Origin of the sequence: Pararhizobium sp., from assembly GCF_035497515.1 — a bacterium.
Lineage (GTDB): Bacteria > Pseudomonadota > Alphaproteobacteria > Rhizobiales > Rhizobiaceae > Pararhizobium.
Genome location: NZ_DATJDJ010000042.1, coordinates 22301 through 40511, shown reverse-complemented (window position 1 = coordinate 40511; position 18211 = coordinate 22301). Strand labels below are relative to the sequence as shown.

Genomic DNA, 18211 nt, shown 5'->3' with positions numbered 1-18211 from the left:
ATCTCGGCTGGGCCGACACGCTCGCCTCCAAGGACAATACCGCCCGGCAATATGCCTATGCGCGTATGCTCGGCCGCAACGGCGTCTATACGCCCCAGGCCGTGCTCAACGGCCGCAGCCATGTCAACGGCGCCGATCTTGCCGGTATCAACAGCCGGCTCCTGGCCATGGCCGATGGCGGCGAGGGACTTGACGTCCCGGTCGAGGCCCGCGTCGGCGGCGACGAGATCGACATCAAGGTCGGGGCCGGCAAGGGTAAGGCCAATGTCATTGTCGTCTATTTCGACCGCGAGCAAATGGTTGACGTCAAGCAGGGCGAAAATGGCGGCCGGAAGATCGCCTATTGGCATGCGGTGCGCGATGTCCAGACGATCGGCATGTGGGACGGCAAGCCGGCCAGCTTCGTGTTGCCGGCCTCGATCCTCGACCAGGGCAAGAACGGCGGCTGCGCGGTCCTGTTGCAAACCATGAAGGACGCCGAAACCCCCGGCGCGATCCTTGGCGCCGCGGCGGTGGTCACCGGCACGGCGGCCGATTGAGGCCATTTTCGGATCTGGTTCGGCCCGGCAGCATCGAGGGGCTGGGGCTGAGGGTTCGAAGATGCCGGACCGAACCGGCCATGTCCCGGCAACTGGCATTGCCGACATGGCATCTGGAGCGGCCGTGCCCGGACGGGCTTGCTGACACTCCAGGCCGCGCCCCGCTGGCCCTTTGTCGGGATTTGGAAGCGCGGAGCCGACACGCGAGAACAAGAAGCGGTGCCGGCGGCGGCGAGTGTCCTGTCGAAATGGGGCGCCGGTTTGACTGAAATGCGGCAGGCGGAAAAAAGTCTGCGGGCGAAGCCTTGGCTTGCGGCTTGCTTTTCAACGAAGGTCAGGCAAACTGTTTTGGTCCTGTCACAATACAAGGCCGGAATACGATATGACTGATCAGCCGGATTTGCCGCAAGGCGAGGCCCGTTCCGAACGGCAGCAAGCGTCCAGCGTCGTCGTCCATCTGCACGAATATCGCGGCAAGGACCAGGATCAGCTTCCCATCACCTTCCACCGCCGTGAACTGGACCTGATCCTCCGGGTCTATGGCCGCATGGTCGGCGACGGCGAATGGCGCGACTATGCCATGGACCACCTGCGCGACCGGGCGGTCTTTTCGGTGTTCAAGCGCTCAGGCGAGGCTCCGCTTTTCCGGATCGAGAAGAACCCGAAGCTGGCCGCCAAGCAGGGCGCCTACAGCGTCGTCAATACCCATGGCACGATCCTGAAGCGCGGCCATGACCTGCAACAGGTCCTCAAGATCTTCGACAAGATGCTGAAGCTGATCAAGACCTAGAGCCTCGTTCTAGCGCAGCCGTCAGTCGCGATAGAGCGTATCGGGATAGACGCCGGGTGCCGGATCGGTGTCCAGTCCCTGCCCGAGCGGCAGCTGCATGAGGATCGTATCGAGCCAGCGGCCATGCTTGAAGCCGGTGCCCTTCATCAGTCCCGAATGCTCGAAACCGGCAGAGCGGTGAAGCGCCACGGAGGCCGGATGCGCGCCGCCGATGACGGCGGTCATCTGCCGGAAGCCAAGCTCGGTGCAGCGGCTGATCAGTTCGGCCAGCAGCGCCCTGCCCACGCCCTTGCCCCGCGCCTCGGGCGCCAGATAGATCGAATCCTCGACAAGGAACCGGTAGGCCGCGCGGGTGCGGAAGGCCGAGGCATAGGCATAGCCGAGAAGCATGCCATCGGCATCGACCGCGGCGATATAGGGATAGCCATTGCCGATGATCATTGAAAACCGCGTCGCCATCTCGGCCTCGTCGGGCGGCGTCAGTTCATAGGTGGCGACGCCGTTGGTGACGGATTCGCTATAGATCGCGGTGATGGCGGAAAGGTCGGAAAGGGAGGCATTGCGCAGGGTGAACGACATCGGGGAAACCTGGTTCGAACGGGCGGGCTTGGCCTATCTCATAATCCCAAGTCGCGGCCTGACAAATACTATTCTCGGATCGCGCGCATGAAAAAGGCGGCCGAAGCCGCCTTTTCCGAAGTCTGCTGGACGCTGCTATTCGCGGTTGCCGAGAAAGCGCAGCATGAACAGGAACAGGTTGATGAAGTCGAGATAGAGCGTCAGCGCGCCCATGATGGCCTTGCGGCCGGCGGCTTCGGCACTGTCTGCTTCGTAGTACATTTCCTTGATCTTCTGCGTGTCGTAGGCGGTGAGGCCTGCGAAGATCAGAACGCCAATGGCCGAGATCGCAAAATCAAGCGCCGACGAGGCGAGGAAGATGTTGACGATCGAGGCGATGATCAGGCCGAACAGACCCATCATCAGGAACGAACCCATCCCGGACAGGCTACGCTTGGTGGTGTAGCCGTAGAGTGACAGGGCGCCGAACGCCGCAGCCGTTACGAAGAACGTCTGAGTGATGCTCTGGCCGGTGTAGATCAGGAAGATCGACGACAGCGAGAGACCCATCAGGCCTGCATAGACCCAGAATGTGGTCTGCGCGGCCGATACGCTCATCGAGTTGATGCGGAAGCTCATGTAGAATACCAGCGCCAGCGGAGCGAGCATGATGACCCACTTCAGCGGGCTCACGTAGATCGCTTGGCCGAACGCCGTCAGTTCTCCGTCGGCAAATGCGAACTGGAAGGCGGCGAAGGCGGCGATACCGGTGATCGCCAGACCAAGGGCCATCAGGTTGTACACCTTGAGCATATAGGTGCGCAGACCTTCATCGATTACGGCCCCCGCCTGTGCGCCGGCAGGCGACACTCGGGTTTGGTAGTTTCTAAGATCAGCCATTGTTTCCTCTATATAAGCCCCGGTTACGTTTACGGTGTCGGGCTGCAAGGGCGCATCCTGTGAAAGGTGCCGGCCACTTGACCCAGGCGCCGCTGCGGGACTCCAGCATGCCTGAAACGAATATGATGTCGAAATATGACTTGCACAAGACCGCGACGCCGGCGAATCGCACGAAAACCCGCTGCAAAAGGGTTTTAGGGCTCAACGTTAACGGTTAACTGCAGCGGTCAGAGCTCCCGCAGGACGGGCGCGGCCTTCTGCCCGAGCACTCGCCAGGTGCCCGCCAGGCCGAAGCCGACGGTGACGACAAGGGCGACGGCCATGGTGCCAAAGGCCACGTCCGGCAGGAAGGACGAGGGGAGCGTCATGATCCTGTTGACCACGAACCAGGCCGCGACGCCGCCAGCAAACAGCGCAAAGATCGCCGTCGATGCACCGAGAATGGCATATTCGTAGCAGAAGGCACGGATCAGCGTGGCACGGGTAGCCCCGAGCGTCTTCAACACCACGGCATCATGGGTTCGCGCCCGGTTGCCGGCCGCAAGCGCGCCGGCAAGCACCAGAACGGAGGCGATCAGCGCCACGGCGGCGGCGGCGCGGATGGCCGTTGCCAACTGCCCGACCAGCACATTGATGATATCGAGCGCATCCTTGACGCGCACGCTGGTGATCGTCGGGTAGGTGTTGGTCACGGCCTTGAGGGCAGCGGCTTCCTGTTCCGCCGTCGCCTTCGGATCGATGACGGTGGCAAGCCAGGCATGCGGCGCGCCGGCAAAGGTGTTCGGCGAAAAGACCATGACGAAATTGATCGACAGGGATTCCCATTCGACCTTGCGGAAATTGGAAATCCGGGCGGTGATGTTGCGGCCGAGCACATTGACCGTGACGGTATCGCCGATCTTCAGCCCGAGTTCGCCGGCCTCCTCGGCCGAGAACGAGACCAGCGGCTCGCCGGCATAATCCGGAGCCCACCATTCGCCTTCCGTCAGCGACGAATTTTCCGGCCGATTCTTGGCATAGGTAATGCCACGATCGCCGCGCAGCACCCACTGGCCGGCCGGTGGAACCGTCATCTTCGTCACATCCTGGCCGTTGAAGGCAAGGATGCGACCACGCAGCATCGGCACTTCGATGACCTTGCCGTCGGGAAAATTCTTGTTCAAGAGCGCGCGAAATCCTTCGACCTCCGCGCCCTGGATATCGACGAAGAAGAAATTCGGAGCGCGTTCCGGAAGATTACCGGTGAGTTCGCGCCGCAGGTTGCCGTCGATCAGGGCGAGCGTGACGAGAAGGGCAAGACCGAGGCCAAGCGACAGGACGACCGATGGCGTCAACGCGCCGGGCCGGTGGATATTGCCGATGGCAAGCCTGAGTGCGGGCGAGCGAACATGCGGCGCGCGGCGGGCCAGCATAGCGACCAGGATGGCGACGCCGCGCAGGACGACGAAGGAAAAGGCGATGGCGCCGAGGAAGGTGAGCGAAATCGTCCGGTCATAGGCCGTGAAGATGGCAAGCCCTGCAAGCGCGCCGAGGCAGAGGGTGGCGGCCAGCAGATAGGGCCAGGATGGCAGGCGGGCGCGCTCGAACCCCTGCTCGCGGAACAGCGCCGTCGCCGGGACTTCGCGAGCACGGCCGAGCGGCAGGAGGGCGAAGGCAAGCGCGGTCAGGATACCGAACAGGGCGGCAAGTCCGAGAGCGCCGGGATAGAGCTGGAACGCGGTCGAGACCGGCAGCACGCCGGAGAGGAACTGCGCGGCGACGAACGGAATGAGCGCGCCCAGCACCAGCCCGATGATGATGCCGATCAGCGCGATCAGCAGGATCTGCAGGAGATAGATCGTCGTCACCATCGACGCAGGCGCGCCGACGCATTTGAACGTGGCGATGACGCCGCGCTTGGAATCGAGATAGGAGCGCACCGCATTGGCGACGCCGACCCCGCCGACGATCAGTGCGGTGAGGCCGACAAGGGTCAGGAACTGCGAGAAGCGGGTAATGTTGGCCGTCAGCGCCGGGGCAGCATTCTGGCTGGTGCGGATCGACCAGCCAGCCAGCGGGAATTTTTCCTCCGCCTGTTTGCGCAGGGCCGGAACACTGGTCGGGTCCGCTACCTTCACCTTGTAGACATGCTCGACGAGACTGCCGGTCTGGACAAGCCCCGACGCAGTCAGCGCCTCGTCCGACACCAGAAGCCTCGGCGCGAAGCCGAACCCCTCGGACAGGGCGTCAGGCTCACTCTTGATCAGGCCGGCCACCCGGATTCGGGCCTTTCCGAGCAGGATTTCATCACCGGCCGTGATGCCGAGACGTTCCAGAAGCAGCGGCGCTGCCAGCGCATTATAGACATCACCCTGCTTCGAGATCATGTCGGCAAGCGGCACCGCCGGTTCGCTTTCGAACGTGCCGTAGAGCGGATAGATGCCATCGACGGCCTTGAGTTCGACCAGCGCCTGGTTGGAACCATCCGGCAGGCGCGCCATCGAGCGCAGGCCGGACGACACGGCAACCGTGCCCATACTGTCGATGAAAGCCTTTTCCTCATCCGTGGCGACGCGATTGTTAAGCTCGAAACGGATATCGGCGGCGAGCAGTTCGCGACCCTGGCTGGCGATCGAGCCGGTGATCGATTGCGACAGCGAATTGACGCCGGCGATCGCCGCCGTTCCCAGCGCCACGCAGGCGAGGAAGATATAGAAACCCTTCAACCCGCCGCGCATTTCGCGCAGCGCCAGGCGAAGGGCAAGGGTGAGGCGAAAGCCGCGGGCAGCGGCGATACTCATGCGGAGACCGCCTGCGAGCGCGACGAGGATTGGGTCTCGCCTATGGAGACAATTTCCCCGGAGCGGACGCTAACCTGCCGAGAGCAACGCGCGGCGAGCGAAGCATCATGCGTCACCAGGATGAGCGTCATGTCGCGCTCCGCCTGCTTGGAGAAGATGAGATCGGCAACCTGCCGGCCGGTTTCCGCATCGAGATTGCCGGTCGGTTCGTCGGCAATCAGGAGCTTCGGCGAGGGCGCAAGCGCACGGGCAATCGCGACGCGCTGCTGCTCGCCGCCGGACAGCTGGCCCGGATAATGCGACAGGCGCTCGCCGAGCCCCACGGACACAAGTTCCTGACGGGCGATATCGAAGGCATCGCGGACATTGGCAAGCTCGAGCGGCACGGCGACATTTTCGAGCGCCGTCATGTTGGGGATGAGATGGAAGGACTGGAAGACGATGCCGATATTGCGGCCGCGAAATTCGGCGACCCGATCCTCGCTCAAACCATGCAGCGGCGTGCCATCGATGACGATTTCACCGCTGTCCAGCCGCTCAAGACCGGCGAGCACCATCAGCAATGTCGACTTGCCGGAGCCGGAAGGTCCGACGATACCGACCGATTCCCCGGCGTCGATGGTCAGATCCATGCCCTTCAGCACATGAACGGATGCGGCGGCCTGCCCAAGGGTCAGGTCCGCATTTTTCAGGTCGATCATGGTTTTTGCCAAAGGAAATTGCCCTATATGTAAAATATCGAAATGGCCGGAACGGCTGATTGCTACCGATTTAAGGGCGCGGCTATGCGAATAAAAGGTTTCTATCCATTTTTGTTGGCGATCACGGCAATTGTGATGACGGCAACTGCCGGCGCCTGCGCGACGCTGAATATCGTCGGCTTTGGCGACAGCCTGATGGCCGGATACCAGCTGCCGCCGGAAGACGCCTTCCCCGCCCGCCTCGAAAAGGCGCTGCGCGAAAAGGGCCACGACGTGACGATCAGCAATGCCGGCGTTTCCGGAGACACGACGTCGGGCGGCCTGGCGCGCATTGACTGGTCCGTTCCGGACGGCACCAAGGGTGTGATCCTCGAACTCGGCGCCAACGACGCGCTGCGCGGGATTGCGCCGGAGGAAAGCCGCAAGAACCTCGTGGCGATGATCGAAAAGCTGAAGTCGCGCGGCATCGCCGTTCTTCTGGTCGGCATCATGGCGCCGCCGAACATGGGCGACGATTATGCCGGCCGCTTCAACCCGATCTACCCCGAACTGGCCAAGACCTACGGTACCGAGCTTTACCCCTTCTTCCTCGACGGCGTGGTCGGCGCTTCGGGAACCCAACTGGAGGACGGCATGCATCCGAACGGCAAGGGCGTCGGCGTCATGGTCGATCGTTTCCTGCCGGTTGCCGAACGGTTCATCGGCTCACTTTCGACGGGAGGCTGATCGCCCAAGAAAAAAAGCTTGTTCAGACACCGTTAATGGCATTGGATAAATATTGCAGGTGCGAAATTATAATTGCGTGCAGACGCCGGTCATGATTCGCTGAGGCATCTGCCAAGAGATTCGGGGAGCTCGACATGCCGAGACTTTTCACCGCCCTCGAGATACCGCGTAATGCCGCGATGAGCCTTTCATTGTTGCGTGGTGGTCTGCCCGGCGCCCGTTGGATCGATGTGGAGAATTACCACATCACACTCCGCTTCATTGGTGACGTTGACAACCGCACCGCCGACGAGATCGTCGATCGGCTGGACCGGATCGAACGTCCGGAATTCCAGCTGCAACTGACCGGCACCGGCGCCTTCGGATCGAAGAAGCCCCATTCCGTCTGGGCCGGCGTCAGCAATCCGCCTGAACTCTATGCCCTCCAGGCCGAAATCGAGCGCATCTGCCAGCGACTGGGCCTGCCCGCCGACCCGCGCAAGTTCACTCCGCATGTGACGCTCGGCCGGCTGCGGTCCTCGCGCGTCGAGGATGTCGTCGGCTACCTCTCGGGTCGGGGCGGCTTCTACACCAGCCCCTTCACCGTCTCGCGCTTCGTGCTTTTGTCATCACGCGATTCCGTCGGCGGCGGCCCCTATATCACCGAAGAGGTCTTCCCGCTTTACGAAAGCCGCTCGGGCCTGCCGATGAGCGACGAGCACCCTTCCGACAATCGGTGGTAGGCAGTTTCGAACCTTCCGGTCCGGCCTGAGCACGAAGTCGAGCAACAGATGCCGGCTAATCCGGCGGCGCAAGGGCCCTGAGATTGGCAAGATTGCTTCGATCCATGGCCTGGATCGGATCGGAACCCTCGACATTGTCAGCATGAACTTCGCGACGGCGTGGTGTTTGCCACCACGAGCGATTGCCGATCGGTCGGATCGTCGATATGCCAGCCGCAAGCGGCGAGCGGCAGATATTGCCGAGACAGCCGAAGAGAATCCTGACAGGTTTCGTGCTATCCTGATGGTTCGGGCGAGACCCGAACCTATCCGTCGCTGCCGCGTTGTGAAATCGCGATGACGTTTGTGGCCGCCAAGATGTGAGGGAAACACCATGAAGCAGGAAAAGCTGAGCCCGGAAACCGTGGCGGAGAACCTTCACAAGATGGAAGGCTGGGTGCTCTCCGATGACGGCCAGTCGATCTGGAAGGCCTTTCGCTTCAAGAATTTCATCGAGGCTTTCGGCTTCATGACCGAATGCGCGATCTCGGCCGAGAAGCTCAACCATCATCCCGAATGGTTCAACGTCTACAACAAGGTCGACGTGACGCTGACCACGCATGATTCCAGGGGACTGACGGAACTGGACTTCAAGCTTGCGGCGAAGATGGATCACGCGGCGGCAGGACGGATGCCGGATCATCTGAAGTAATCTTCTTTGAATTGGGCAAACCGCTCCCCATATGATTTTCCATGAGAGATGGAACGAACGAGATGGATGACATCAAGATCGGCGAGATTCTGCTGCCGGGCGAGGAAAGCGAGCAGGAGGCGAAGGCCCGCAAGGTGCAGCGCCGCTTCTGGCCGACCCTGAAACGCGCCATGCGCCAGGTGCCCTTCAGCCGCGATGTTGTCGCCGCCTATTATTGCGCCATGGATCCGACGACGCCGATGCGCACGCGCGGCATCCTGCTCGGGGCGCTCGCCTATTTCGTCATGCCGTTCGATTTCATCCCTGACGTCCTGGCCATGGTCGGTTTTTCCGACGATATCGCCGTGCTGACCGCAGCCTTTGCGGCGATCAGCGGCCAGATCAAGGAAAAGCACTATGTCCGTGCCGATGAGACGCTGAGCAACGAGATTCCCGACAACGCCAGCCAGAGCTAACCGGCGCTTTCCACGCCGTTCTGTTCCAGCAATGTCCGCAGCTTGGCAAAGGCGAGCCGGATGCGCGACTTGACCGTTCCGAGCGGCAGACCGGTGGCGGCCGAGATTTCCGAATGCGACTGGCCGAAGAAGAACGCCATCCGGATCAGGGTGACCTGTTCGGCCGGCAGGGTCGCCAGGGCGGCGCGGACGATCTGCTCGCGATCCTGGTTTTCAAGCACATCATCGGGCGCCGGCGGGGCCGATGGCAGCAGAAGCGGCTCGTTGGCGTCAAGCTCGTCACTGCGCCGGCGGCGCGAAGCGTCGATACGCCGATTGCGGGCAATGCGGAAAAGCCAGGTCGACAGCGAGGATTTTTCAGGATCATAGAGATCGGCCTTCTGCCAGAGAACGACCATGACCTCCTGGACCAGTTCCTCGGCCTCCGTCACACTGGCATTCTGGCGCATCAGAAAGGATTTCAGCCGGGGGGCAAAGAAATCAAAGAGTTCAGCGAAGGCTGCCTTGTCACGATTCCTTGCGACGGCCACGGCGAGGTCTGCGAAATGCTGTCTCGCCTCCACATCCATTCCGCTCTTGATGGCCTCCCAGTCCCAATTCCGCACGATTGCACAACAGGTACAGCGCTTTTGTCAAAGGTCAAACTCTTGCCTGATTCTTTGTGACATAAACAAATACCGAGCACGCTTTGATGAATTGGGCAAACGCTCATCGGGGCGGCAGTTCGGTAGGTATGCAGCGGTCTCTCTCGGGACCGTTCGGGTTTTCGTTCAGTTTTCGAGATCGAACATGCTCACCTTCAGGTTCTTGCTCGCAAGTCTGAAATCAGAGCATTGTTTGCGTCGCAATGTGTTCCGTATTAAAGCGGTGCTCAGTCAAATTCAGGAATGTTGACGGTTTGGTAACCTGAATTAAGTCAAAATGAATCAAATCGTGACCATGCGTTGCCCGGCACATGCCACGGGCTTTGGCGCTCAAGAAACCGGCAGGACAAGATGCAGTTCAGAAAAATCACCATCGCAATCGCACTCATGCTCGCAACTGCCGGTGTCGCTTCCGCGCAATCTCCGACCCGCATTCAGCAGTTCAACGCCTGGGGGGCCTATTCCTACCAGTCCGGCGCCAGCAAGGTCTGCTACGTCCTCTCGGTTCCGAAGGAAAAGAGCCCGGCCAATGTCGATCATGGCGATATCTTCTTCCTCGTTTCGCAGCGCCCCGGCCAGAACATTTCCTACGAACCGCAGGCGATGATGGGCTATGCGCTGCAGGAAAATTCCAAGGTCACCGTTACCATCGACGCCAAGGACTTCGTGATGTTCACCAAGGGGAACTCCGCCTGGGTGGAAAACGCCGCTGAAGAACCGGCGCTGGTCGCGGCAATGAAGAACGGCAAGGCGATGTCGGTCGCCGCCAAGTCGCGCAAGGGTACGCCGACGGCCTATTCCTATTCGCTGTCGGGCATTTCTGCGGCGCTGAAGCAGATCGAGACCTGCAAGTAAGCTCTCTCTGCCTGGTCAATGATTTCGAAAGGCCGGCTCGTCCGGCCTTTCGGCGTTAACGCTTTGCCTTTTTGCAATCCTGCCCTGACCCTGCGGAGGGTGACGCAGGCCGAAAACCATGCTAAAGGCCGCCACAACGATGACCGCGCGGATCGTTCACCGATCCCGGGATCGATGGCGATCCCGATGCGCGGCAAACGAACTCTGATCTCAGCATTTTACGCAATCGGCGGCAGGCACAAGCGCTTGAACGGAACCTTGCGTATCTCGAACATGGGAAATGGCGAGAATGGCCGCGACTGAAACACTCAATCTGGACCGCCCGGTCAAGGCACCCGTCCGCCCCGGCATCGCCGCTGAAAAGCCATCGCTGATCGGCCTTTCGCGCGAGGACATGGGCAAGGCGCTGGCCGAGATCGGCGTGCCGGCCAAGCAGGTCAAGATGCGGGTGAGCCAGCTCTGGCATTGGCTGTACGTGCGCGGTGTTTCCGATTTCGATCACATGACCAATGTGTCGAAGGAGATGCGCGAGCTTTTGAAGGTGCATTTCACCATCGCACGGCCTGAAATCGTCGAAGAACAGATCTCGGCCGACGGCACCCGCAAATGGCTGCTGCGCTTCCCACCGCGTGGCGCCGGCCGTCCCGTCGAGATCGAGACCGTCTACATTCCCGAGGAAGGCCGCGGCACGCTTTGCGTCTCCAGCCAGGTCGGCTGCACCCTCACCTGTTCCTTCTGCCATACCGGCACGCAGAAGCTGGTGCGCAACCTGACGGCCGAAGAAATCCTTTCGCAGCTGCTTCTGGCGCGCGACCAGCTGGGCGATTTTCCCGACCGCGATACGCCGGCCGGTGCGATCGTTCCCAATGAAGGCCGCAAGGTCACCAACATGGTGATGATGGGCATGGGCGAGCCGCTCTACAATTTCGACAACGTCAAGACCGCGCTGCTGATCGCCACCGATGGTGACGGCCTGTCGCTCTCCAAGCGCCGCGTCACGCTGTCGACCTCCGGCATCGTTCCGGAAATCTTCCGCACCGGCGAGGAAATCGGCGTCATGCTGGCGATTTCGCTGCATGCCGTGAAGGACGACCTGCGCGACATGCTGGTGCCGATCAACAAGAAATACCCGCTGAAGGAACTGCTCGACGCCTGCCGCAACTATCCCGGCCTGTCGAACGCCCGCCGCATCACCTTCGAATATGTCATGCTCGAAGGCGTCAACGACACGCTGGAGGACGCCAAGGAACTGGTGCGCCTCTTGAGGGGCATTCCGGCGAAGATCAACCTGATCCCCTTCAACCCCTGGCCCGGCACGAACTACCAGTGTTCGAAGTGGGAACAGATCGAGAAATTCGCCGACTTCATCAATGCGGCCGGTTATGCCTCACCGATCCGCACGCCGCGCGGCCGCGACATCCTCGCCGCCTGCGGCCAGCTGAAGTCCGATTCCGAACGCATGCGCAAGGTCGATCGCATGGCCTTCGAAGCGATGATGATCGCCAATCACGGCGAGGATTAATCCGCAATTTTGATGGGTCCTCGCCTGCAATTCGATTGATTTAAGTGTCCCGGTTTCCTAAAACTGCCTAAAAATCAGTCTTTGGAGGACACCATGCGCTCAATCCTGCTCGCTCTTGCGGCAACCGTCGCTCTTACCCTGCCGGCCCGCGCCGATGATGTTACCGTTGCGGTGACCGCCATCGTCGAACATCCCGCACTTGATGCCGTGCGTGACGGCGTCAAGGAAGCGCTCGCCGCTGCCGGCTACAAGGAAGGCGAAAACCTGACCTTCCTCTACGAATCGGCACAGGGCAACCCGGCGACGGCAGCCCAGATCGCCCGCCAGTTCGCCGGTGAAGCACCCAGCGTCATCGTCCCGATCTCCACGCCTTCAGCGCAGGCGGTGGTCTCCTCGACCCGCGATATCCCGGTGGTCTTCACCGCCGTGTCCGATCCGCTCGGCGCGCAGCTGGTCAAGGACATGGACAAGCCGGGTGGCAACGTCACCGGCCTTTCCGACCTGTCGCCGGTTGCCGAACACGTTGCCTTGATCAAGGAAATCCTGCCGAACGTGAAGTCGATCGGCTATCTCTACAATTCCGGCGAGGCAAACTCCGTTTCTCTGCTTGCCGTGCTGAAGGCCGAAGCCGAGAAGGCCGGGCTGACGATCGTCGAATCCGCCGCCACCAAGTCGGCCGAAGTGCAGGGTGCGGCCCGTGCCCTCGTCGGCCGTGCTGACGTCATCTACATCCCGACCGACAACACGATCATCTCCGCGCTCGAATCCGCCGTCGGCGTTGCCGAGGAAGCCAAGCTGCCGCTGTTCACCGCCGATACGGATTCCGTGACCCGCGGTGCGCTTGCCGCCCTCGGCTTCAACTATCTTGATGTCGGCAAGCAGACCGGCGACATCGTCGTTCGCATCCTGAAGGGTGAAAACCCCGGCGACATCGCCGTCAAGGTCGCGGCCGGCACCGACCTCGTCATCAACAAGGCCGCAGCCGCCAAGATGGGCGTGACCTTCCCGGAAAGCGTTCTTGGCCGCGCAACGCGGGTGATCGAGTAAGGATACAAGAACCCCTCCCCACCCCTCCCCACAAAGGGGTGGGGAGCGGCCTTCTGATATATGCAATCCAACAAGCGCCCCCTGTCGAAGATGGGGGCGCTTTCGTGTTATCTGATGAACAGCGCCCCATGCCGGGGCGATGACTGAACGAAAGGACCACAGCGGTGAGCCAAATTGCCTTCTGGGGAGCGGTGGAACTGGGGCTCGTCTATGCCTTCGTGGCCATCGGCGTCTTCCTTGCCTTCCGCGTGCTCGATTTCCCCGACCTGACGGTCGATGGCTCGTTTCCGCTGGGCGCCGCCGTTACCGCCGTGCTGATCGTGGCCGGTGTCAATCCCTGGCTCGCCTCGGGCGTGGCGATGGTCGCCGGCGCCGCTGCCGGCATCGTCACCGCGGTCCTCAATGTGCGCTTCCGCATCCTCAACCTGCTCGCCTCGATCCTGACGATGATCGCGCTGTTTTCCGTCAACCTGCGGGTCATGGGCAAGCCGAACGTGGCGCTCATCAATGCCGACACGATGCTGTCGCCCTTCTACGGCCTTGGCCTGCGCGACTTCTACGTCCGGCCCCTGTTCGTCGCGATCCTGGTAATGATCGCGGTTGTCGCCGTCTGGCGCTTTCTCGAAAGCGATGCCGGCCTTGCCATGCGCGCAACCGGCGCCAATGCCCGCATGGCCCGCGCGCAGGGTGTCGATACCAGCCGGCAGATCTATCTCGGCATGGCGATCTCGAACGCGCTCGTGGCGCTGGGCGGCGCTCTGTTTGCCCAGACCAACGGTTTTGCCGACGTAACCTCCGGCGTCGGCACCATCGTCGTCGGCCTCGCCGCCGTCATCATCGGCGAGACGCTGCTCGGCAGCCGCGGCATCCTGATCGCACTTCTCGGCTGCGTGCTCGGCTCGATCCTCTACCGCATCGCCATCCAGCTGGCGCTGTCGACCGACATGCTCGGCCTGCAGGCGTCCGATCTCAACCTGGTCACCGCCGCGCTGGTCACGGTCGCCCTCGTTCTTCCCCGACTGCGCCGCGGAGGTGCCGCATGATCAAGCTCGACAATATCCAGGTCATCTTCGGCAAGGGAACCCCGCTGCAGAAACAGGCGCTGAACGGCGTCAGCCTGACGATCGAGGAAGGCACCTTCGTCACCGTCATCGGCTCCAACGGCGCCGGCAAATCAACCGTGCTCGGCGTGCTGGCCGGCGACGTCATCCCGACAGCGGGGCAAGTGACGATCGGCAGCACCGATGTCACCCGCAAGGACACCGCCGCCCGCGCCGGCCTCGTCGCCCGCGTCTTCCAGGATCCCTTGGCAGGAAGCTGCGGCGCGCTGTCGATCGAGGAGAACCTGGCGCTTGCGGCGCGGCGCGGCGAGCGCCGTGGCCTGACGCCCGCACTCGGCTCCAAGCGCCGTGAACATTTCCGCGACCGCATCGCCGAGCTCAATCTCGGGCTCGAAAACCGCATGAAGGACCGGATGGACCTGTTGTCCGGCGGCCAGCGCCAGGCGGTCTCGCTGGTCATGGCGACACTTGCCGGCTCGGAAGTGCTGCTGCTCGACGAGCATACCGCAGCCCTTGACCCCGGCATGGCCGAATTCATCATGACTCTCACCCAGAAGATCGTTTCCGAGCGCAAGCTGACGGCGCTGATGGTCACCCATTCGATGCGCCAAGCACTGGATTTCGGTCACCGCACCATCATGCTGCATGCCGGCGAAGTGGTGCTCGACGTCTCCGGAGACAGCCGCAAGACGCTGCAGGTCGAAGACCTCATCGCCATGTTCCGCAAGATTCGCGGCCAGACGCTGGACGACGATGCGCTGCTGATCGGGTGATCGCCGATCAGCGCGTCTGCGTGAACAGGATTTTCACCGCGAAGACCGAGAAGACGCCGGCGAATGTATAGTCGATGGCGCGCATGACGCTTTTCTTGCGCTGCAGCCATGAGGACAGTCCGTCGGCGGTCAGGATCACCAATATATTGACCGGCATGGCCGCGACGATGAAGAAGAAGCCGAGAAACAGCAGCTTCTGCGTCACCGCCGGATCATGGGCGGTAACGAATTGCGGCAGGAAGGTCATGAAGAAGATGATGACCTTCGGATTGAGCAGGTTGACCCACAGCCCCGTCGAGATGTTTGCCAGCGCCGAGGCGCCGCTATCGTCGACCTTCTTCACCGTGAGCGTCGAGCCGAAGCGGATCGCCTGAACCGCCAGCCAGAACAGATAGGCCGCACCGCCGGTCTTCAGGATCATGAAGGCCGTGGGCGAGGCGGTGATCAGCGCCGAGATGCCGAAGGCGACCAGCAGCGTATGGACGACACAGCCGAGGCTGGTGCCGACAACGATAAAGAAGGCGGCGGCCTTGCCCTGCGAAAGCGCGCGGCTGATCGACAGGGTCATGTCCGGCCCCGGCGTCGCCGCCAGAAGCAGGGTCGCTGCGGTAAAGGCAAGAAGCGTCGGCAGGCTGGGCAGGAAATCCATTGGGGGCTCGCGGCTGGAGGATTGGGAGGCTGATACTCCTGTTGCCCGTCATTTGCCAGCAAATTTGGCCTTTTCTCGTTGTTCTTGCGCTTGTGTCGCGAAACTTTCTGGCTAAAAGTGCCGCAGAATTTCCCCCCGGGCGCGACCCCGCGCCTTTCGCGACAAGACGGGCAGATTAACATGGCAAAGCAAGTGAAAAAGGTCGTTCTCGCCTATTCCGGCGGTCTCGACACCTCGATCATCCTGAAATGGCTGCAGACGGAACTCGGCGCCGAAGTGGTGACCTTTACCGCCGATCTCGGCCAGGGCGAAGAACTCGAGCCGGCCCGCAAGAAGGCCGAGATGATGGGCATCAAGGAAATCTATATCAAGGACGTCCGCGAGGAGTTCGTGAAGGATTTCGTCTTCCCGATGTTCCGCGCCAATGCCCTCTATGAGGGCGTCTATCTGCTCGGCACCTCGATCGCCCGGCCGCTGATCTCCAAGCACCTGATCGACATCGCCCGCGAAACCGGCGCCGACGCCATTGCCCATGGCGCCACCGGCAAGGGCAACGACCAGGTTCGTTTCGAACTGTCGGCCTATGCGCTGAACCCCGATATCAAGATCATCGCCCCCTGGCGCGACTGGTCGTTCAAGAGCCGCACCGATCTCCTGAACTTCGCCGAAGAGCACCAGATTCCGGTCGCCAAGGACAAGAAGGGCGAAGCGCCGTTCTCCGTCGATGCGAACCTCCTGCACTCGTCCTCCGAAGGCAAGGTTCTCGAGGACCCGGCCGTGGAAGCACCGAACTATGTCTATATGCGCACCATTTCCCCGGAAGAAGCGCCGGATGTGGCGACCACCGTCAGGATCGGCTTCCGCAAGGGTGACGCCGTCTCGATCGACGGCAAGGAGATGAGCCCGGCCTCGATCCTGACCGCACTCAATGCGCTCGGCCGCGACAACGGCATCGGCCGCCTCGACCTCGTCGAGAACCGCTTCGTCGGCATGAAGTCGCGCGGCGTCTACGAAACGCCCGGTGGCACGATCCTGCTTGCCGCCCACCGCGCCATCGAATCGATCACGCTGGACCGGGGTGCGGCCCATCTCAAGGACGAGATCATGCCGCGCTATGCGGAGCTGATCTATTACGGCTTCTGGTTCTCGCCGGAGCGCGAAATGTTGCAGGCGCTGATCGACAAGAGCCAGGAGCATGTCGAAGGCGAAGTGGCGCTGAAGCTCTACAAGGGCAATGTCATGACCATCGGCCGCGAGAGCCCGAAGTCGCTCTATTCCGACAAGCTGGTCACCTTCGAAGACGACCAGGGCGCCTACGACCAGAAGGACGCCGCCGGCTTCATCAAGCTCAACGCCCTGCGCCTGCGCACGCTGGCGGCCCGTAACCGCGACAAGTAAGCGGCGGATTCCACGGAATGACTGGAGCCTGCTTCTTTGACGGAAGCAGGCTTTTTTGATTCGCCAACACTCCGTCATGCTCGGGCTTGACCCGAGCATCCATTCGCCAGGTTCAAAGCCGGAGTGTTTATCATCCGACTGTCGGAGCAACACGTCGGGCCAAAAAATCAAATGACCTAATAAACCAATCACGAAAATATCACGCCGGCACACGGCGGATGACAACGCTGTGCATCGCGGACGCGTGAATGGACCGTGTTGGCGCCGGGCGCGCAGAGTTCACCCCGGAGGCAATCATGCCCCGCCCACTGGGAGAGATATCATGTTCAAGACTGTTCTGGCCGCCACCGCCCTGATCACCATCCTGTCGGCCCCGGCTTTTGCCGCTGGCATGACCGCCTGCGACGATGCCTCGATCATGAAGACCGAGGACATGGCCAAGGGCATGACCGATCCGATGAAGAAGGACGCGATGATGATGGCCATGCAGGAAGTCGACAGCGCCAGGATGGCGATGAAGGACGGCAAGATGGACGACTGCTCCATGCATCTCGACAATGCCATGAAGGCGACCGAAGCGAAGTAGGCCACGCGCGCCGTGCGGCGGGATCTCACCGGTCCTGCCGCATCTTGACGGAATCATCTGCGCAGGATCGAATGGCTGATCATCGCGAGGAGATTCCATGACGCAGACCCTGCTTTTCGGCGCTTTTCTGGCTGCCCTTCTCTATGTGCTCATCCCGGGTCCGGCCTTCCTTGCTTTGCTCGGCATCGGCGCCGGACAGGGCCGCAAGGCAGGCGCCCTGTTCATGGGCGGGCATCTGGCGGGCGACCTGCTCTGGTCGACGCTGGCGCTGGTCGCGATCGTCGGCGCCAAGACCATCGGCAGCACGGTATTCGACGTGCTAGGCCTGCTCTGCGGCTTCTATCTCGCCTGGATCGGCTGGTCGGCGCTGCGCGCCAAGCCGCGCGGTGAAAATCAGCCGCTGATGACGGTCGAGCGCCCATATCGCCGCGGGCTGATCTTCGGGCTGACCAACCCGAAAGGCTATCCGGTGGCGCTCGCCACCTTTACAGCGCTGCTCGCGGGCTCCTCCAATGCACTCGATTTCGACGCGCTGCCGGCGCTGCTTGGCGTCTCCTTTCTCGGCTTCCTCGCCGCCGACGTGATCCTCATCGGCATCATCGGCGCCTCCGTCGTCCGGCGCTTCTACCGCAGGCATGAACTGGCCATCGTGCGGCTGTCCGGCCTGCTGTTCATGGGCTTTGCTGTCCAGGCGATCTGGCATGCGGCACCGGGCCTATTCGGCATGCGGAAGCCTTGATCACGGGAGCGAACAGGCCCATCTGCCCATCTTGATAATTCCACAATCGCTGCCGACAACATCGGCAGCATCCGC

Annotated in this window: 21 protein-coding genes; 15 read left to right on the top strand and 6 right to left on the bottom strand. The window is 61.9% G+C overall.

Annotated elements, in window-relative coordinates; translation table 11 throughout:
- Nucleotides 1–539: DUF1223 domain-containing protein (locus VL202_RS04645; RefSeq protein ID WP_325462999.1), on the top strand; the 539-nt coding region annotated here is incomplete at its 5' end.
- Nucleotides 540–921: 382 nt separating this feature from the next.
- Nucleotides 922–1329, top strand: coding sequence for a DUF2794 domain-containing protein (locus VL202_RS04640; RefSeq protein ID WP_056331554.1), 408 nt, complete (start codon nucleotides 922–924; stop codon nucleotides 1327–1329).
- A gap of 21 nt (nucleotides 1330–1350) precedes the next feature.
- On the opposite strand, the gene VL202_RS04635 is transcribed toward VL202_RS04640, so the two are convergent.
- The 4 genes from VL202_RS04635 to VL202_RS04620 form a co-directional block, all read right to left on the bottom strand.
- Complete coding sequence (locus VL202_RS04635) at nucleotides 1351–1908, bottom strand: GNAT family N-acetyltransferase (RefSeq protein WP_325462998.1); 558 nt, start codon at nucleotides 1906–1908, stop codon at nucleotides 1351–1353.
- Between the two features lie 135 nt (nucleotides 1909–2043).
- Nucleotides 2044–2787 (bottom strand): Bax inhibitor-1/YccA family protein, encoded by a 744-nt coding sequence (locus VL202_RS04630; RefSeq protein ID WP_325462997.1) that lies wholly within the window; start codon nucleotides 2785–2787, stop codon nucleotides 2044–2046.
- Nucleotides 2788–3014: 227 nt separating this feature from the next.
- Nucleotides 3015–5567, bottom strand: coding sequence for an ABC transporter permease (locus VL202_RS04625; protein WP_325462996.1), 2553 nt, complete (start codon nucleotides 5565–5567; stop codon nucleotides 3015–3017).
- Nucleotides 5564–6280, bottom strand: coding sequence for an ABC transporter ATP-binding protein (locus VL202_RS04620; RefSeq protein WP_325462995.1), 717 nt, complete (start codon nucleotides 6278–6280; stop codon nucleotides 5564–5566). Before VL202_RS04620 ends, VL202_RS04625 begins: the two co-directional genes overlap by 4 nt.
- A 72-nt stretch (nucleotides 6281–6352) precedes the next feature.
- On the opposite strand from VL202_RS04620, the gene VL202_RS04615 reads away from it, so the two are divergent.
- From VL202_RS04615 to VL202_RS04600, 4 genes are all read left to right on the top strand, one after another.
- A complete protein-coding gene (locus VL202_RS04615) occupies nucleotides 6353–6994 on the top strand; it encodes an arylesterase (protein WP_325462994.1) in 642 nt (213 codons plus the stop codon).
- A gap of 134 nt (nucleotides 6995–7128) precedes the next feature.
- Nucleotides 7129–7716: an RNA 2',3'-cyclic phosphodiesterase gene (gene thpR / locus VL202_RS04610; RefSeq protein WP_325462993.1), complete on the top strand. Its 588-nt coding sequence runs from the start codon at nucleotides 7129–7131 to the stop codon at nucleotides 7714–7716.
- A gap of 373 nt (nucleotides 7717–8089) precedes the next feature.
- Entirely contained in the window at nucleotides 8090–8407 is a 318-nt protein-coding gene (locus tag VL202_RS04605; protein ID WP_325462992.1) for a 4a-hydroxytetrahydrobiopterin dehydratase, read from the top strand.
- Between the two features lie 62 nt (nucleotides 8408–8469).
- Nucleotides 8470–8862, top strand: a complete 393-nt coding sequence (locus tag VL202_RS04600; protein ID WP_325462991.1) for a YkvA family protein — start codon at nucleotides 8470–8472, stop codon at nucleotides 8860–8862.
- Here VL202_RS04600 and VL202_RS04595 read toward each other — a convergent pair.
- Complete coding sequence (locus VL202_RS04595) at nucleotides 8859–9431, bottom strand: sigma-70 family RNA polymerase sigma factor (protein ID WP_325462990.1); 573 nt, start codon at nucleotides 9429–9431, stop codon at nucleotides 8859–8861. The genes VL202_RS04600 and VL202_RS04595 overlap by 4 nt on opposite strands.
- A 426-nt stretch (nucleotides 9432–9857) precedes the next feature.
- On the opposite strand from VL202_RS04595, the gene VL202_RS04590 reads away from it, so the two are divergent.
- The 6 genes from VL202_RS04590 to VL202_RS04565 all read left to right on the top strand — a co-directional run bounded on the left by VL202_RS04590 (nucleotide 9858) and on the right by VL202_RS04565 (nucleotide 14764).
- The gene (locus VL202_RS04590; RefSeq protein WP_325462989.1) at nucleotides 9858–10361 is read left to right on the top strand and encodes an invasion associated locus B family protein; all 504 of its coding nucleotides are present in this window, start codon (nucleotides 9858–9860) and stop codon (nucleotides 10359–10361) included.
- 18 nt (nucleotides 10362–10379) lie between these two features.
- A complete protein-coding gene (locus tag VL202_RS04585) occupies nucleotides 10380–10664 on the top strand; it encodes a hypothetical protein (RefSeq protein WP_325462988.1) in 285 nt (94 codons plus the stop codon).
- Nucleotides 10651–11883 (top strand): 23S rRNA (adenine(2503)-C(2))-methyltransferase RlmN, encoded by a 1233-nt coding sequence (gene rlmN / locus VL202_RS04580; RefSeq protein ID WP_325462987.1) that lies wholly within the window; start codon nucleotides 10651–10653, stop codon nucleotides 11881–11883. The genes VL202_RS04585 and rlmN overlap by 14 nt, the downstream gene beginning before the upstream one ends.
- Nucleotides 11884–11976: 93 nt before the next feature.
- A complete protein-coding gene (locus VL202_RS04575) occupies nucleotides 11977–12930 on the top strand; it encodes an ABC transporter substrate-binding protein (RefSeq protein WP_325462986.1) in 954 nt (317 codons plus the stop codon).
- A gap of 164 nt (nucleotides 12931–13094) precedes the next feature.
- On the top strand, nucleotides 13095–13973 hold the full coding sequence (locus tag VL202_RS04570; RefSeq protein ID WP_325462985.1) for an ABC transporter permease: 879 nt from the start codon (nucleotides 13095–13097) through the stop codon (nucleotides 13971–13973).
- Nucleotides 13970–14764 carry an ABC transporter ATP-binding protein gene (locus VL202_RS04565; RefSeq protein ID WP_325462984.1) on the top strand — a complete coding sequence of 265 codons (795 nt, stop codon included), beginning with the start codon at nucleotides 13970–13972 and terminating at the stop codon, nucleotides 14762–14764. Before VL202_RS04570 ends, VL202_RS04565 begins: the two co-directional genes overlap by 4 nt.
- A gap of 7 nt (nucleotides 14765–14771) precedes the next feature.
- Here the strand turns inward: VL202_RS04565 and VL202_RS04560 are convergent, their stop codons facing one another.
- Nucleotides 14772–15413: a LysE family translocator gene (locus VL202_RS04560; RefSeq protein ID WP_325462983.1), complete on the bottom strand. Its 642-nt coding sequence runs from the start codon at nucleotides 15411–15413 to the stop codon at nucleotides 14772–14774.
- Nucleotides 15414–15593: 180 nt separating this feature from the next.
- On the opposite strand from VL202_RS04560, the gene VL202_RS04555 reads away from it, so the two are divergent.
- From VL202_RS04555 to VL202_RS04545, 3 genes are all read left to right on the top strand, one after another.
- Nucleotides 15594–16811: an argininosuccinate synthase gene (locus VL202_RS04555; protein ID WP_325462982.1), complete on the top strand. Its 1218-nt coding sequence runs from the start codon at nucleotides 15594–15596 to the stop codon at nucleotides 16809–16811.
- 322 nt (nucleotides 16812–17133) lie between these two features.
- Nucleotides 17134–17397, top strand: a complete 264-nt coding sequence (locus tag VL202_RS04550; protein WP_325462981.1) for a hypothetical protein — start codon at nucleotides 17134–17136, stop codon at nucleotides 17395–17397.
- Between the two features lie 97 nt (nucleotides 17398–17494).
- Nucleotides 17495–18136 (top strand): LysE family translocator, encoded by a 642-nt coding sequence (locus tag VL202_RS04545; protein WP_325462980.1) that lies wholly within the window; start codon nucleotides 17495–17497, stop codon nucleotides 18134–18136.
- The last annotated feature ends 75 nt before the right edge of the window (nucleotides 18137–18211 follow it).

Excerpts from the sequence above, each read along its gene's own strand:
- VL202_RS04640 (WP_056331554.1), top strand. The coding sequence starts at position 922 with ATGACTGATCAGCCGGATTTGCCGCAAGGCGAGGCCCGTTCCGAACGG.
- VL202_RS04635 (WP_325462998.1), bottom strand. The coding sequence starts at position 1,908 with ATGTCGTTCACCCTGCGCAATGCCTCCCTTTCCGACCTTTCCGCCATC.
- VL202_RS04630 (WP_325462997.1), bottom strand. The coding sequence starts at position 2,787 with ATGGCTGATCTTAGAAACTACCAAACCCGAGTGTCGCCTGCCGGCGCA.
- VL202_RS04625 (WP_325462996.1), bottom strand. The coding sequence starts at position 5,567 with ATGAGTATCGCCGCTGCCCGCGGCTTTCGCCTCACCCTTGCCCTTCGC.
- VL202_RS04615 (WP_325462994.1), top strand. The coding sequence starts at position 6,353 with ATGCGAATAAAAGGTTTCTATCCATTTTTGTTGGCGATCACGGCAATT.
- thpR (WP_325462993.1), top strand. The coding sequence starts at position 7,129 with ATGCCGAGACTTTTCACCGCCCTCGAGATACCGCGTAATGCCGCGATG.
- VL202_RS04605 (WP_325462992.1), top strand. The coding sequence starts at position 8,090 with ATGAAGCAGGAAAAGCTGAGCCCGGAAACCGTGGCGGAGAACCTTCAC.
- VL202_RS04600 (WP_325462991.1), top strand. The coding sequence starts at position 8,470 with ATGGATGACATCAAGATCGGCGAGATTCTGCTGCCGGGCGAGGAAAGC.
- VL202_RS04595 (WP_325462990.1), bottom strand. The coding sequence starts at position 9,431 with ATGGATGTGGAGGCGAGACAGCATTTCGCAGACCTCGCCGTGGCCGTC.
- VL202_RS04590 (WP_325462989.1), top strand. The coding sequence starts at position 9,858 with ATGCAGTTCAGAAAAATCACCATCGCAATCGCACTCATGCTCGCAACT.
- VL202_RS04585 (WP_325462988.1), top strand. The coding sequence starts at position 10,380 with ATGATTTCGAAAGGCCGGCTCGTCCGGCCTTTCGGCGTTAACGCTTTG.
- rlmN (WP_325462987.1), top strand. The coding sequence starts at position 10,651 with ATGGCCGCGACTGAAACACTCAATCTGGACCGCCCGGTCAAGGCACCC.
- VL202_RS04575 (WP_325462986.1), top strand. The coding sequence starts at position 11,977 with ATGCGCTCAATCCTGCTCGCTCTTGCGGCAACCGTCGCTCTTACCCTG.
- VL202_RS04565 (WP_325462984.1), top strand. The coding sequence starts at position 13,970 with ATGATCAAGCTCGACAATATCCAGGTCATCTTCGGCAAGGGAACCCCG.
- VL202_RS04560 (WP_325462983.1), bottom strand. The coding sequence starts at position 15,413 with ATGGATTTCCTGCCCAGCCTGCCGACGCTTCTTGCCTTTACCGCAGCG.
- VL202_RS04555 (WP_325462982.1), top strand. The coding sequence starts at position 15,594 with ATGGCAAAGCAAGTGAAAAAGGTCGTTCTCGCCTATTCCGGCGGTCTC.
- VL202_RS04550 (WP_325462981.1), top strand. The coding sequence starts at position 17,134 with ATGTTCAAGACTGTTCTGGCCGCCACCGCCCTGATCACCATCCTGTCG.
- VL202_RS04545 (WP_325462980.1), top strand. The coding sequence starts at position 17,495 with ATGACGCAGACCCTGCTTTTCGGCGCTTTTCTGGCTGCCCTTCTCTAT.